This is a genomic window from Alkalibacillus silvisoli, from assembly GCF_039521975.1.
GTDB classification, from domain to species: domain Bacteria; phylum Bacillota; class Bacilli; order Bacillales; family Alkalibacillaceae; genus Alkalibacillus; species Alkalibacillus silvisoli.
Genome location: NZ_BAAACZ010000003.1, coordinates 109,919 through 123,687 on the forward strand (window position 1 = coordinate 109,919; position 13,769 = coordinate 123,687).

Sequence of the window (13,769 nt, forward strand, 5' to 3'; positions counted from 1 at the left end):
AATATGTATATCGTAACATGTAAGGAGGTGAAAGTTATGATGGTAAACAAGGCATACAAATTCCGCATCTATCCAACGAAAGAACAGGAAATCTTAATTGCCAAAACGATTGGGTGTTCTCGTTTTGTATACAATCACTTTCTTTCAAAGTGGAATGATACCTACACAACAACAGGCAAAGGATTAACATATAGTGCTTGTTCATCCCAACTTCCGAAACTGAAAAAAGAACATGAATGGTTAAAAGAAGTGGATAGTATTGCTGTGCAAACAAGTGTTAAAAATCTATCCGACAGCTTTGACCGTTTTTTCAAAAAACAGAATCAACCCCCACGTTATAAGTCAAAAAAGAACCCTATTCAGTCCTTTACAACAAAGCACACAAACGGAAATATTGCTATTGTTGATCAGAAGATTAAACTTCCAAAACTAGGTCTTGTCAAGTTTGCCAAAAGTCGTGAAGTTAAAGGACGTATTCTGTCTGCTACCATCAGAAGGAACGTAACAGGGAAATATTTCATTTCCATTCTTGTAGAAACCGAAGTCGATAAACTTCCTAAAACTGAAACATCAGTAGGGATTGATGTTGGTTTAAAGGATTTCGCTATCCTGTCAGATGGCACAATTCATAAAAACCCTCGCTTTCTCCGTTCGTTAGAAAAGAAATTAGAAATGGAACAACGTAAGTTTTCACGAAGATACGAACAGGCGAAAAAAGACAAAAAACCGTTAAATGAAGCAAAAAACTATCAAAAGCAGAAAGTAAAAGTTTCACGTATTCATGAACAGATCAAACATGCACGTACAGACTACTTGCATAAAATCAGTACCAACATTGTCAAAAACCACGACATCATCGGTATTGAAGATTTGCAGGTGTCAAATATGTTAAAAAATCATAAACTTGCAAGAGCCATCAGTGAAGTCAGTTGGGCAGAGTTTAGAGCTATGCTCGAATATAAAGCGGAATGGTACGGTAAGAAGGTTGTTGCAGTTGGAAAAACATTTCCTTCAAGTCAGATTTGTTCTTGCTGTGGCTACCGACATAAAGACGTTAAGAATCTCGCCCTGCGTGAGTGGGAGTGCCCAACGTGTCATACTCACCACGATAGAGATATTAACGCAAGTAAAAATATTGAAGCTGAAGCGTTAAGGCTTCTAACCGAAGGGACTTCGGGGTTAGCCTAATCCATAACTGACCGTTAGGTTGGTGTTCTTAGGAATCTCCATCTTCAAATTTCGTAAGAAATTAAGGTGGAGTAGTTCAATCATGTAAGAAAAAAGCTATAATTATTCTAAGTAGTATAGACTTTGAAAGAAAGGTCGGGGAAAATGGCATATCGTGATGAAAAATTACATGAAGAGAAGGTGTTTAAAGATCCTGTTCACCGTTACATACATGTTCGCGACCGGGTGATTTGGGATTTGGTCGGGACACCTGAATTTCAACGTTTAAGGCGGATTAAACAACTTGGAACCACTTATTTAACGTTCCACGGGGCTGAACATAGCCGCTTTAACCATTCATTAGGTGTTTATGAAATTGTTCGTCGAATTATTGAAAATTTCCGCGATCAACCGTTTTGGGACGATGATGAGCGCTTATTATGTTTATGTGCTGCTTTGTTACATGATTTAGGGCACGGGCCGTTTTCGCATTCGTTTGAGAAAGTATTTGACTTAGATCATGAAGACTTCACAAGAGCGGTTATTTTAGGTGATACGAAAGTTAATGAAATTCTCACTCGTGTTGATGTAAATTTCCCGCAAGATGTTGCCGATGTTATTCATAAGACATATTCAAATAAATTAGTAGTAAGTTTAATTTCAAGTCAGATTGATGCTGACAGAATGGATTATTTACAACGGGATGCCTACTTTACAGGTGTCAGCTATGGCCATTTTGATATGGAACGTATTTTACGAGTGATGCGTCCAATAGAAGATCAAATGGTGATTAAAGAAAGTGGTATGCACGCGGTTGAAGATTATATTATGAGTCGTTATCAAATGTATTGGCAAGTTTATTTTCACCCTGTTACGAGAAGTGCAGAGGTGATCTTGTCAAAAATTTTACACCGTGCGAAACAGTTATATTTATCAAGTGATTATGAGTTTAAACTAAAGCCACGGCATTTTGAGAGCTTCTTTTTAAAAAATGTGAGTTTAGAGGACTATTTAAAGTTAGATGAGAATGTGGTATTTTATTATTTCCACATCTGGCAAGAGGAAGATGATGCTATTTTAGCTGATTTATGTCGTAGATTTGTTAATCGCGACTTATATAAATATGTAGAATTTGACCCGGGTAATCAATATCAGGAATTTATGGAATTACGAGAATGTTTTAGCAAGGCAGGTGTCGACCCTACATATTATCTAGAAGTCGATTCCTCATCAGATTTGCCGTATGATTTCTACCGACCGGGTGAAGAAGAAGAGAGACTTCCGATTCACCTTCAATTGCCAAATGGCGAATTAAAAGAGTTATCAAGACAATCTGATATTGTGGAATCTATATCAGGGAAGAAACGCACTGATCATAAATTGTATTTCGCGAAAGATTTAATTGATCAACTACCAGATCATGACATCAAGAAGCGGATAAATGAAATCTTGAAAAAGTAAGGAGTTGTGCTCATGTTAGAAGATCACGCGAGGCTTATGGTGCTTTTTGAACAGGCTAAAGAAGTAGTAGGCCGTAAACGTTTACAAAAGATGGTTTACATTTTAAAAAAGTGTGGTTTTGCTTTCTCTGAACGGTATTCATTTCATTTTTATGGGCCTTATTCTGAAGAGTTATCAACACGAATTGAAGAGCTATGTAATTTAGGTTTCTTAGATGAAGAACGTGAAAAGGAAAAAGGGTATTATCAATATCGTTATCATTTAACAGACCGCGGCGTTGGCTTTTTGGACCATTCTGGAGTTGAACCATCAGATATGAGCCATGTTATTCAAAAAATGGATGATCACAGTTCAAAATTTTTAGAGTTAGTCGCTACTATGTTATATTTTGATAATTTTTCAAAAGAAGAAATTGAAGATAAAGTAAAAACGGTTAAAAGCCAACAGAATTATACCGAGTCTGACTTTGAAGAGGCGTGGCGATTTATTACAGACTTAAAAGTCCATTAAAAGAAGGGGTGAAGACCTCTTCTTTTTGTTTTTAAGACATTTATGGAAATTTAACTTTAACTCGACCTAGTTACTAATCTAAAGACGCTTCGTTTTAATTTTAGGTGGTGGTCATAAATGGATCCGATGATTGTATTTATTATACTATATTTTTTTGGTGCGTTATTTTTATTTTATCTAGTGGTTTGTTTGACTATTGATGTTATAAAAAGTCCGAAACATATTTACTCTTGGTTTATATTGTGTGGATTAATTGGTGCATTATATTTGCTCATCACAGTTAACATTTGGTGAGTCACATTAGTCTAATGACCTCTCCTTTCTCATAAACTATTTAGTAATCAGTTAGGGAGGGGTCTATATTGGCGAAGTTATTGCGAAATACTTACACATTACTGATTATGACTGCTGTGTTGGCATTTGTATTATTTTTACAAGTGGGAGCGATGAGTACCCTTCCAGGTCAATCAATTGATTCTGTAAACCGAGCACTACCTATAATAGTTTTATTAATTGGTTTATTTTTCTATCTAGTCTATTTGTGGTATGAGTTGATCAGACCGTATGTCGTGAGAAAATGGATTGCAATTTCTGCGGTTTTCGTTTCAATTCATTGGGGTGTTGCTATTAGTGATCAATATAAATCTATTAATCAATATCGCGAGCAGTTGGCTGAGCATTTTGAGAATCAATTTGGGTATGTGGATTGGGATTATATTGATTCAATTTCAACAGTGTTTGTTTCAAGTCATATGAACCATCAACTCTATAATGTAAATACATTCCTCATGTATATGAGCCTTTCATTTTTTGTGGCGGTTGTATTAGTCTATAAATTAAACAAGTAGTGAGAATTATAATAGGCTAAGCAATATATTTGCTCATATAGCTGCAAACATTTACGATAATAGTGAGATTATACATAGGAGTGAAGTGTAATGGATCGTCAACTGAAGATTGTCGGTGTTTGCGGTAGTTTACGCAAAGACTCAGTTAATAAGAAGTTATTAGATTTGGTTAAAATATTAACCCCTGATAATGTAGAGTATGAATATGCTGATTACTCTGACGTACCGGTTTTTAGTGAAGATATTGAAAAACCTGTACCTGAAAGTGTCAAGCGATTAAAGAATCAAATTGAAAGTGCAGATATTATCCTATTTGCAACTCCTCAATATAATGGTTCCTTTTCTGGAGCGTTAAAGAATGCAATTGATTGGATGACTCGCCCTGCTGGAGATAATTCTCTTGGAGGTAAAGTAGCTGGTGTGATTGGTGGTACACCAGGTCAAAGCGGAACGATCCAAGCACAGCTTCATTTACGTGAAGTATTAAGTCATTTGGGAGTACAAGTTCCTGCTCAACCTCGTGTTATGGTTAGTGGAATTTATGATATGCTAGATGAAAATGCTCATCTACATTTACCTGATGTAGAAGCTGATCATTATAAAAAATTATTAGATGAATTATACACACAAGTTGAAGCGAAAATAGTTCGTGTGTAGATGAGTTAAAGTAGAAGCCGAGTGGTTAAACCAATCATTCGGCTTTTTTGTGTCGTGAAATCGCCTGATTATTTGAGAATCAGGCGATCTTTTAAATTTTCAGACGAAATTCATAATAATTAGACGAAATTCATAATAATTAGGCGAAATTCGTATTAATCGGGCGAACGTTTAATTAATTGGGAGTTCGCCTGATTAATGCCGTTTCACTCAAGTAGTGAAAAATGTACTGTTTTTGTTGTAGATGAAAAAGTTATTAACATGTGGAACCAATATAGGCGATTGTACATATTATGCTCTCAAAAGGAGGGGGGCATTATTATGGAGTTAACCCTATCACATGGTTTATATGCTTTAGTGACACTTATTGTTATTTTAACAATGGTGTTCCGAAGAGGTGTTGTTCTTCCTACACTACTTGGAACATTTTTAGTTGCTTGGGTGTATAGCGGAAGTTTAATAACAGGTTTTACATCCGTATTTAATGCTAATTTAACAGCGGCTATAGAGTTATTCAGTATCTTTTTAATTATCACTTTTATGGTTGCTTTATTGCATTCTTTGAAAGATTTGGGCGCAGATCAACAAATGATCAAACCGGTAGAAAAGTTTATGACAAATGGCCATGTGGCGTTTTTGATCTTAATTGTTATTACGTTTATTATATCACTCTTTTTCTGGCCAACGCCGGCTGTACCATTAATATGTGCCTTACTCGTGCCAGCAGCTGTAAGAGTTGGGTTGCCGATTATGCCTGCTGCAATGGTTGTGGCTTTGGCTGGGCAAGGTATGGCTTTGTCCTCTGATTATATTATGCAAATAGCACCAACTTTAAGTGCTTCATCTGCAGGGTTAGATGCAGGGGTTATTGCTGATAAGGCGCTTGTACTCTCATTAGTTTCTGGAGTTTTAGCAATTAGCATAGCCTATTTAATGTATAGAAAGAAAATTAGAAAACCAACTGACCCTCTAAATAAAGAAGAATTAAAAAAGTTACCAGGTCAACAAGTGAATTCAACTGATACAAAATCACTCGCAAATCATAAATGGAAAAAAGTCTTTGCAATATTGGTGCCATTAACGATGTTAGCCATCATGATTTTCATGATCTATACGAAGATAACAGGTGGGCGCTCTGGGGGATTTGAAGGAGGAGATGGTGCGGCACTTATTGGTGGGGTCGCAGTATTATTATTAGCCTTAGCATCACTCGCCTTTGGTAAAGTAAAGGCATTAGATCGAATAAGTGAGCATATTACAAATGGCTTTGTATTTGCGTTTAAGGCGATGGGTCCTGTCATTCCAATTGCGGGATTCTTCTTCTTAGGAAGTGGCGAGTTTTCTGGGGATATTATGTCTTTAGATGATGCTCAAGCACCAGCATTTTTATTTGAACTTGTTGAAACAGGACAATCAGCCATTCCTGAAAGTGCATTCTTAACGGCATTTGGGATATTGTTAATTGGGATTATTACTGGTTTAGATGGATCAGGCTTTTCTGGTTTACCTTTAACTGGTGCATTATCTCATGCATTAGCAACAGGTGGCGTTGATGCTACGACATTGGCGGCATTAGGGCAACTTGGTTCGATTTGGACGGGTGGAGGTGCTCTTGTAGCATGGTCCTCGCTAGTTGCGGTAGCTGGATTCTGTGGTGTATCTGTGATGGAGCTTGCACGTAAAAACTTTATTCCTGTCATGTGTGGTTTGATTGTTGCGACTCTAGTTGCATTATGGATTTGGTGATTTCAAATATAAAAAAGGTTGGCACATGTGCCAACCTTTTTACATAATTGTTTATTTTTGTTCTAAGCGAGCAATACGCTCATCTAAGTCTGGGTGAGATGAGAATAATCTTGCTACGCCGCCTTTATTGTTGATTTTCATTGTTTGAATTGCACTATCATTGCTATTGTCATTTACATTCGCAACAGTGTTCTTTAATGAACGAAGCGCATGTGCCATTTTATCTTTACCAGCTAAATCAGCACCGCCACGGTCAGCATGGAATTCTCGGTGTCGTGAGTATGCCATAACGACAAGGCTTCCTAAGATCGAGAATAAAATTTGGAAAACGATAATTGAAATAAAGTTTACAAGCATACGCATCTCTTCGCGCACAAAATTAGATACTACAGCTGCTACAACGCGTGATAAGAAAACAACGAATGTGTTAATAACACCTTGTAGTAAAGTCATCGTAACCATATCACCATTTGAAACGTGAGCTACTTCGTGAGCTAGCACGCCCTCAACTGCATCGTCATCCATTGATTGTAATAATCCTGTAGAAACAGCAACTAAAGAACGCTTTTTAGATGGTCCAGTTGCAAACGCGTTAACTTCTTGAGAACGATAGACGCCAACTTCTGGCATATGCATTAAACCTGCTGCACGTGAAAGACGATGAACACGTTCAACTAACTGGCGTTCAGCTGTTGATAAGTTGTCGTTCGGGTCTAACACTTGAACCTTCATCATCTTCTTAGCCATCCAACGAGAGATCGCTAGTGAAATGAAGGCACCTGAGAAACCGACTAGTAAACTGAATATACCTAGTGCTAGGTAGTTAAGCCCTAGACCACCAGAACCATCATACATCGGCCCAATATCTGTAAATGAAACAATCGCAGACCAAACAATGACAATTGTTGTTAAAACGAGAATGTTCGTTAATAAGAAAAATAAAATTCGCTTACCCACTTGTTTCCCCTACCTTTCTTGTTTGTCCTCTTATATTATACCACGAAAACAGTGTGTGGAAAACGAGTTTACATCTATATTGTCACGAGTGTTTCGTGATTTATAAGTCACCGTCCAAGCGTGGGTGAACATATGATATGACAAAGAATTATGATTCATCAATATAAAATTTTTATGTAAAAACCAGGAGGATGAAAATGAACCCTTATTACCATTATGAAAATGATCTGATTAGGAATGGTTCATGTACTTATGTATATGCTCCTATGACCTACCAACCGGACAGTACTCGCGAGAATAATAATTGGGTCAAAGGTCAAGCAACGTGGACAGAAGGTGGGGAGGTAACTAAATGTAATATACCTTGGTCAGACCTTCAGTATATGACAACTGCAGTGAGTGAAGATAGTCCGTATGAATGTGGAGAAATGTTAAAAGTTAAATTCCCAAGTACTGGCCGTGAAATCTTAGTGAAAGTCGTCGATACTGTAGGTGGATATCCACAGCATCGCTTGAATTTACACCGACAGGCCTTTTTAGCTTTAGGGGCTGATTTAGATTTTGGTATTATAGATATCGAAATCATGGCGTCACCTGAACTTGAGGAAGAGGAGTTTGGTAAATACTTGATAGAAGTGCTCCAAGTAGCCTATCCGCGTTATGAAGTGACAGACTACGAATTTGTAGGGGAAGAAGAGATTTCTATTGAACGACGCCGGGAAACATATGAATTTATTGTCGAGTCAGATGAGGAGCGGGTAAAAGTTAGAGGTCGAGTTGAATACAATCCGCAAACGAATCGGGTTATTTCGTTTGATCTTGAAGAAGTAGAACTCAACAACAGTTAACAAAGAGAGGTCGGACAAAAATAGTTGCCATAATAGAAAATCCGAACGATTCATCATAAATGAATACGTTCGGATTTTTGTGTTTCGATAGAGCGCTGATAAAACAGGTTGAACGCTGATAAAATGCCGCTCGGGTAACTGCTCATCTTACATAAGGCATAGAATGTTCGTATTTTAACAATACTTCATCAGGCACAATTTACATACTATTAGAAGGATTTAAGTATAGTAAAGTCGAAATTTTACGAGTGAAGGGTGATGATAGGTATGAGGCATGTATTAGTTATTGGTGGGACAGGGATGTTGTATGAAACATCTTTGTGGCTTTCTGAACAAGCAGAATGTGTGTCCGTTATTGGTCGAACTAAATATAAGATGGACAAACTAACTTGTGAATCTTCAAATATCAACCCCATAATAGTGGATTATAAAAACGAAAAACAATTAGATAAACAGGTTAAAAAAGCGGTTAAAGAGAAAGGTACGATTGATGTAGTTGTAGCATGGATTCATCGTGTACCTAGGAAAGACCCATTATCTGTTATAATTAACTTAATGATGGAAGACGATACAGGTAAGTGGGATTTATTTCATGTCGTAGGGAGTCGTTCGAACCTTAGTGATATTAAAGAACGAATAAATACGCCAAATCAATGTATTTATCATCAAGTTCAATTAGGGTTTAAACTAGATGAAGAAGGTTCTAGGTGGCTGACTCACAGTGAGATTTCAAACGGTGTTATAGAAGCGATCACACTTAAGCAATATGAGTATATTGTTGGGACACTTGAACCTTGGGATAAACGCCCGTAAACAAGAAATGAGTGAATGTTGTGGATTTTGTAGAAATTTTATGGTGGATTGCTGTTATTGCATTGTTTTTATTAAGTTATGCTGGTATTATATTTCCAGTTATACCTGCACCACTCGTCATTTGGGGAGGTTTCCTCGTTTACCATTTTGGAATCAACCAAAATGTATTAACACCTTTCTTTTGGTTTTCAATGGCCATTTTAACGATCATTGTTATTGTTGCCGATATTATTGCCAATAGTTATTTCGTCAAAAAGTACGGTGGGTCGAAACAAGGTGAATGGGCCGCTGCAATTGGTGTGATCGTTGGATCGTTTGTTGTACCACCTCTAGGTATTTTAATTGTTCCAGTAGCGGCTGTGTTCGCAGTGGAAATGTTACAGAAGCGGACCTTTGAAGAAGCCGTTCAAGCTTCAATTGGCTCATTTTTAGGGTTCCTTAGTGGTGCGTTAGCTAAATTCGTTGTATTAACGATCATGATTGTTTGGTTTATTGTAATGGTGATTTTTTGATGTAATTTAATAAAAGTTAAGAGAGGTATTGCCCAGTGAAGCTATTGTTAATAACGCTGTTGCTGTTTGTTGTAGGCTGTACAGTTGAGGAAGAAACAGAAGATGTACGTGATACGATGTCTGAATTAATTGGTGATTGGAATGGTACGATTGAAGTGCCAGAAATCCCGCTAGATATCGAAGTGAGTTTTGAGGAAGACGAAGAAGAGGAAGTGGTTGGCTTTATAAGTATACCTGTTCAAGGCATTGACCGCTATCCGCTTTCAGAACTTGAAGCTGATGAGGGTTTCGTTAGCTTTGAAATGGAGATTCCCGGTCAGTTCATTGAGTTTGAGGGCGAATTGCTAGAAGAAGCTGCTATTGAAGGAGACTTCACTCAACAAGGACATACGTTTGATTTTAAATTAGAAAGAGGGGAGTTAGTAGCTAAAGAGGAGCAAGAAGAAATTGATTGGATGACTGTAGAGACTGAATTTGGTCCTTTACAAGGTGAATTCCTACAGCCTAGTGATGAAGCTGCCTCTACGATTGCGTTAATAATTCCAGGTTCAGGTCCGACAGATCGTAATGGTAACTCTCCTGGTATGGAAAATGATAGTTTAAAAATGATCGCTGAAACTTTAGCTGATGAGGGAATAGCAAGTTTAAGGTATAGTAAGCGTGGTGCTGGTGAAAACAGTGAAGTGACGATTCCAGAAGAAGAATTAGCTATAGAAGATTTAGTTGAGGATGCTGTTAAGTGGTTACAAAAAATAAAAAATGAAGAACAATTTGATGAAGTGATTATTGTTGGACATAGTCAAGGTGCTTTAATTGGTAGTTTAGCAGCTTTACAAGTTAATATAGATGGGTTTGTGTCACTTGCTGGAGCGGGTAGGTCAATGGATGAAGTGTTACATGATCAATTATCGCTTCAGTTACCTGAGGATTTAATGGAAGAAGCAGAAATGATAATAGAGAAATTGTCAGAAGGGGAAATTGTTGAAGAAGTGAGTACGGATTTATATAGTTTATTCAGACCAACTGTTCAACCATTCTTATCGACTTGGTTAACGTATGAACCTACTGAAATTATGGCGTCTGTAGAAGTACCGGCGTTAATTGTTCAAGGTACACATGACACGCAAATATTTGAAGAAGATGCTGAAAACTTAGCTGAGGCACATGGTGATGCTGAACTTGTTATAGTAGAAGGGATGAATCATGTGTTAAAAGATTCATCAAACCCGGATGACCTCTCTTCATATAACGATCCTTCATTACCATTATCAGAAGAATTGGTTGAAGCGATACAAAACTATGTTAATGCACGAGTAGAATAGAAGGTTAGGACAAAATTAGTTGTCTTATTAAAAGATCCGAACGATTCATCTTAAATGAATTCGTTCGGATTTTTGCGCTTTTAAAAAACGCTCTGTTAAAGTCCGTTGTTGTTATTGTGATTCGCTTTCGGTGGACGCTTTCACCCGCAGGGCACAAGTGCAACATCTGCTCAAACTTCCCTACGGTCATTTGTCGCAGTGTTTTCTTTGCCGCAGCACGGCTCGAGCCAAACAGCTTCATCGATTAAACATCTTAGTGTTTTGCACCGAGGAAGCCTACTTCGGAGCGTTACTAGCCAGACTAAAGGTGCATCTCTCGGCAGGAAAACACTGCCTGTGGGGTCTCGAGACTCGTGCTATTCCTGTGACGACCCGGACGGTCTAATGTCGACGTTGGCCACAGGACGTGGCCGACTTTAGTCGACCAGGAGTCGCCACCTTCGCTCATCACAATACAACAACTTAGAGCAAGCTTTTAAATAATCAACACTAAGCTTTAACAGAGCCTTAAAAAAAGATTCAGCTCTCTGTTCTAGACTCATAATATAACTCTAGTTTTTCTATAGAGCTTTTAATTGTTCGTTAAGTGTTTTGGCAATTTCTTTCATACCATATTGATTGACTTTACTTTCAGCGTCAGAGTTGTAATTCGTATTAGTGTTGACATCGTAAGTGAATAATTCGCCATCTGTATTTTGAATAAATTCAATTCCTGCAAAATGAATGCCATTTCTAGCTAAAAACTGCTCGTATTGTTTGATGATTGGGTGGTTAAAGTCACTAATAATTTGGAACTTCTCGCGAGTGTTTTCAGTCGTCATGCAGAATTGATCGTCAATGGTACATGCATCTGCAGGACATAGTTCGAACCCTTCAGATGTATCAACCTTAACCGCATAAAAAAACTTACCACCAATAAACTCACAGCGCGTAATGGATGCCTCAGGTGATTCAATATATTGTTGTAATAAAGTAATGCCATCGATTGGTTCTTCAAATTGGTCACTATATACATAGTTTTCTAAAGCTTCAGTGGTGTGAAATAATTGGACCCCAAGCCCTTTACCAGCGCGATTATGTTTTGTTATAAAAGGCTTCTCCATTTTGTGTGCTGCATCAATTAGTTGTTGTTTTCCGACTGTTACTAATGTTTTCGGTGTTTTAATGCCAGCTTTTTGTAGTTTACTATACTGTCTTGCTTTGTTGATTTCAAGATCTAATGCGTGGCTATTGTTTAGAACGACACGATCATGTTCCTCTAACCATGCTAAGATTGCTGATGTGAATTCAGGCGCAAAACGATGCCCGCGTGTATGAGAAGATGCACTCATTCTGTTGTAAAATACGCCAGTAGGTGGCGCTTCAGTTAAGTCAATGTGACCTTCATGGATATGCCAGTCTTCATAAGGAGCATTAAGCTCATCTAATGCTTTAAGAAGTGGTTCTGTCCATTCTGAATTTTCATGAATGATATATATTTTAGAATCCATATGATAACCCCTTTTCTGTATTATTCCAATCTGTTTAATAGTATATTTGAAAATGATTAATTTTGAAATAAAACACCCTTGAAAGCCAAATTAAATTGATAAATTACAAGTTACTTTGAAGTAAGTCTGTTATATAACTAAATGTATGCTACAATAATACAAAAGTCTGAATATTCGGCGTTTATGTCATTGTATGTAAAGACTCTAGAGAGTTTAATGATGATTATTGGGGGAATATAGGTTTGAAGTTAATCGCAAAAGTTTTAATTGTAATCGGCTTCCTCTCTGTTCTTCTCGGTATTATCCCAACTATTTTCACTCTTATTGTTTATCCGTCAGTAGAATGGGAAACGGTGTTAGACCTTATAGCTTATGTTCTATTTGAAACACCAGAACGAGGACTTTGGCAAGTGGGTGTCGTCATATGGTTGATTGGTTTATGGTTATTAAGTAGAGAACGGAAAAAAGGAAGAATCTTTTATTAGTGTACTTCATTACATAAGTATCAAAGAGGCTCTCTTGCCTAAGAGAGCCTCTTTGAATTGTTTTTGTGAAGGGGGCGGGGTAGAAAACAGGATCTTACCTGTATTAGTGCAACTATCCCTTAAGAACTTGGGCGAGTTATAGGGATTTGGATTTCTGAAAAATATTCTTCAGGTTTATGGGTCATGTAATGGTCGATGATCGTGCGTTCGATTGCATCTCCGTTTATCTTTAAATGGTTATTCTCAATAAACTCAAGTAATTTGTCGTAATATTGACTTGAGTGAATTCGCTCTTCATTACAATAGATACAAGCATACTGACCAGAGGGGAGTGTAGTTTTGAAGTCTGGTGCAATATTTTCCTCTTCGACTAGTAAAAAGATTGAGTTATATTCCTTAAAGTTATTATTTTTTATCTGTTCAATTGGTAACGTGACACCAACTGACCCAATAAATATTGACGATTTTAACCTCGCAATGTTTTCTAACTTTCGAATGGAAAGCTCTAGTTCAGGGTGCGAACTGATTTTTTTATTTAATTGAATAATTTGGCGTTCATTAATATCTTTAATGAATGGTATTCCATATTGATGGTTACTTTTCGCCCATTCAAGCTCATTAATTCGGTTTATAACGCGCTCATTTATATTTTGAAGGTCGCGAATTCTTTCAGCTGTTACTTGTTGTTGCTTTTTTAAAATATTTAAAAAGTAGTCAAGGTCAGGTTCGTCGAATTGTTTTTTAATTTCTTTTAATGGAACACCTAAGTTTCTTAAATAATTAATGGTATTTAAGTGCTCGAACTGAGCAGTTGAATAGTAGCGATAATTGTTATGTTGGTCCACCTCAATTGGTTTAAACAGTTCGATTTCATCGTAATACCTTAAAGTTTTAACAGAAATGTTGTGTAATTTTGCGATTTCTCCTATTGTAAAGCGATCCTTCATGTTTGC

The 13,769-nt window shown here is 37.2% G+C and carries 14 protein-coding genes; 11 read left to right on the forward strand and 3 right to left on the reverse strand.

Features of this window, described 5'->3' with window-relative positions; translation table 11 throughout:
• The first annotated feature begins 36 nt into the window (after window positions 1-36).
• From tnpB to ABDZ63_RS01330, 6 genes are all read left to right on the forward strand, one after another.
• A complete protein-coding gene (tnpB, locus tag ABDZ63_RS01305) occupies window positions 37-1,188 on the forward strand; it encodes an IS200/IS605 family element RNA-guided endonuclease TnpB (RefSeq protein WP_343781262.1) in 1,152 nt (383 codons plus the stop codon).
• Between the two features lie 144 nt (window positions 1,189-1,332).
• Complete coding sequence (locus ABDZ63_RS01310; protein WP_343781263.1) at window positions 1,333-2,628, forward strand: HD domain-containing protein; 1,296 nt, start codon at window positions 1,333-1,335, stop codon at window positions 2,626-2,628.
• Window positions 2,629-2,640: 12 nt separating this feature from the next.
• Complete coding sequence (locus tag ABDZ63_RS01315; protein ID WP_343781265.1) at window positions 2,641-3,138, forward strand: YwgA family protein; 498 nt, start codon at window positions 2,641-2,643, stop codon at window positions 3,136-3,138.
• A gap of 362 nt (window positions 3,139-3,500) precedes the next feature.
• Complete coding sequence (locus ABDZ63_RS01320; protein WP_343781266.1) at window positions 3,501-3,986, forward strand: hypothetical protein; 486 nt, start codon at window positions 3,501-3,503, stop codon at window positions 3,984-3,986.
• Window positions 3,987-4,076: 90 nt separating this feature from the next.
• Window positions 4,077-4,643 (forward strand): NADPH-dependent FMN reductase, encoded by a 567-nt coding sequence (locus ABDZ63_RS01325; RefSeq protein ID WP_343781268.1) that lies wholly within the window; start codon window positions 4,077-4,079, stop codon window positions 4,641-4,643.
• Between the two features lie 321 nt (window positions 4,644-4,964).
• A complete protein-coding gene (locus ABDZ63_RS01330) occupies window positions 4,965-6,389 on the forward strand; it encodes a hypothetical protein (protein WP_343781270.1) in 1,425 nt (474 codons plus the stop codon).
• Window positions 6,390-6,440: 51 nt separating this feature from the next.
• On the opposite strand, the gene htpX is transcribed toward ABDZ63_RS01330, so the two are convergent.
• A complete protein-coding gene (htpX, locus tag ABDZ63_RS01335) occupies window positions 6,441-7,346 on the reverse strand; it encodes a protease HtpX (RefSeq protein WP_343781272.1) in 906 nt (301 codons plus the stop codon).
• A 197-nt stretch (window positions 7,347-7,543) separates the two neighbouring features.
• On the opposite strand from htpX, the gene ABDZ63_RS01340 reads away from it, so the two are divergent.
• From ABDZ63_RS01340 to ABDZ63_RS01355, 4 genes are all read left to right on the forward strand, one after another.
• Window positions 7,544-8,194, forward strand: a complete 651-nt coding sequence (locus ABDZ63_RS01340) for a DUF3889 domain-containing protein (RefSeq protein WP_343781273.1) — start codon at window positions 7,544-7,546, stop codon at window positions 8,192-8,194.
• A 267-nt stretch (window positions 8,195-8,461) separates the two neighbouring features.
• Complete coding sequence (locus ABDZ63_RS01345; protein WP_343781274.1) at window positions 8,462-9,007, forward strand: Rossmann-fold NAD(P)-binding domain-containing protein; 546 nt, start codon at window positions 8,462-8,464, stop codon at window positions 9,005-9,007.
• 20 nt (window positions 9,008-9,027) lie between these two features.
• Window positions 9,028-9,519 (forward strand): DUF456 domain-containing protein, encoded by a 492-nt coding sequence (locus tag ABDZ63_RS01350; RefSeq protein ID WP_343781275.1) that lies wholly within the window; start codon window positions 9,028-9,030, stop codon window positions 9,517-9,519.
• Window positions 9,520-9,554: 35 nt separating this feature from the next.
• A complete protein-coding gene (locus ABDZ63_RS01355; protein ID WP_343781276.1) occupies window positions 9,555-10,841 on the forward strand; it encodes an alpha/beta hydrolase in 1,287 nt (428 codons plus the stop codon).
• A gap of 560 nt (window positions 10,842-11,401) precedes the next feature.
• On the opposite strand, the gene ABDZ63_RS01360 is transcribed toward ABDZ63_RS01355, so the two are convergent.
• Window positions 11,402-12,331 carry an ATP-grasp domain-containing protein gene (locus tag ABDZ63_RS01360; protein ID WP_343781277.1) on the reverse strand — a complete coding sequence of 310 codons (930 nt, stop codon included), beginning with the start codon at window positions 12,329-12,331 and terminating at the stop codon, window positions 11,402-11,404.
• A 242-nt stretch (window positions 12,332-12,573) separates the two neighbouring features.
• Here ABDZ63_RS01360 and ABDZ63_RS01365 point away from each other — a divergent pair, with 242 nt between their 5' ends.
• Window positions 12,574-12,816 (forward strand): hypothetical protein, encoded by a 243-nt coding sequence (locus ABDZ63_RS01365; protein WP_343781278.1) that lies wholly within the window; start codon window positions 12,574-12,576, stop codon window positions 12,814-12,816.
• 119 nt (window positions 12,817-12,935) lie between these two features.
• On the opposite strand, the gene ABDZ63_RS01370 is transcribed toward ABDZ63_RS01365, so the two are convergent.
• On the reverse strand, window positions 12,936-13,763 hold the full coding sequence (locus tag ABDZ63_RS01370) for a MerR family transcriptional regulator (RefSeq protein ID WP_343781280.1): 828 nt from the start codon (window positions 13,761-13,763) through the stop codon (window positions 12,936-12,938).
• Window positions 13,764-13,769 lie beyond the last annotated feature (6 nt).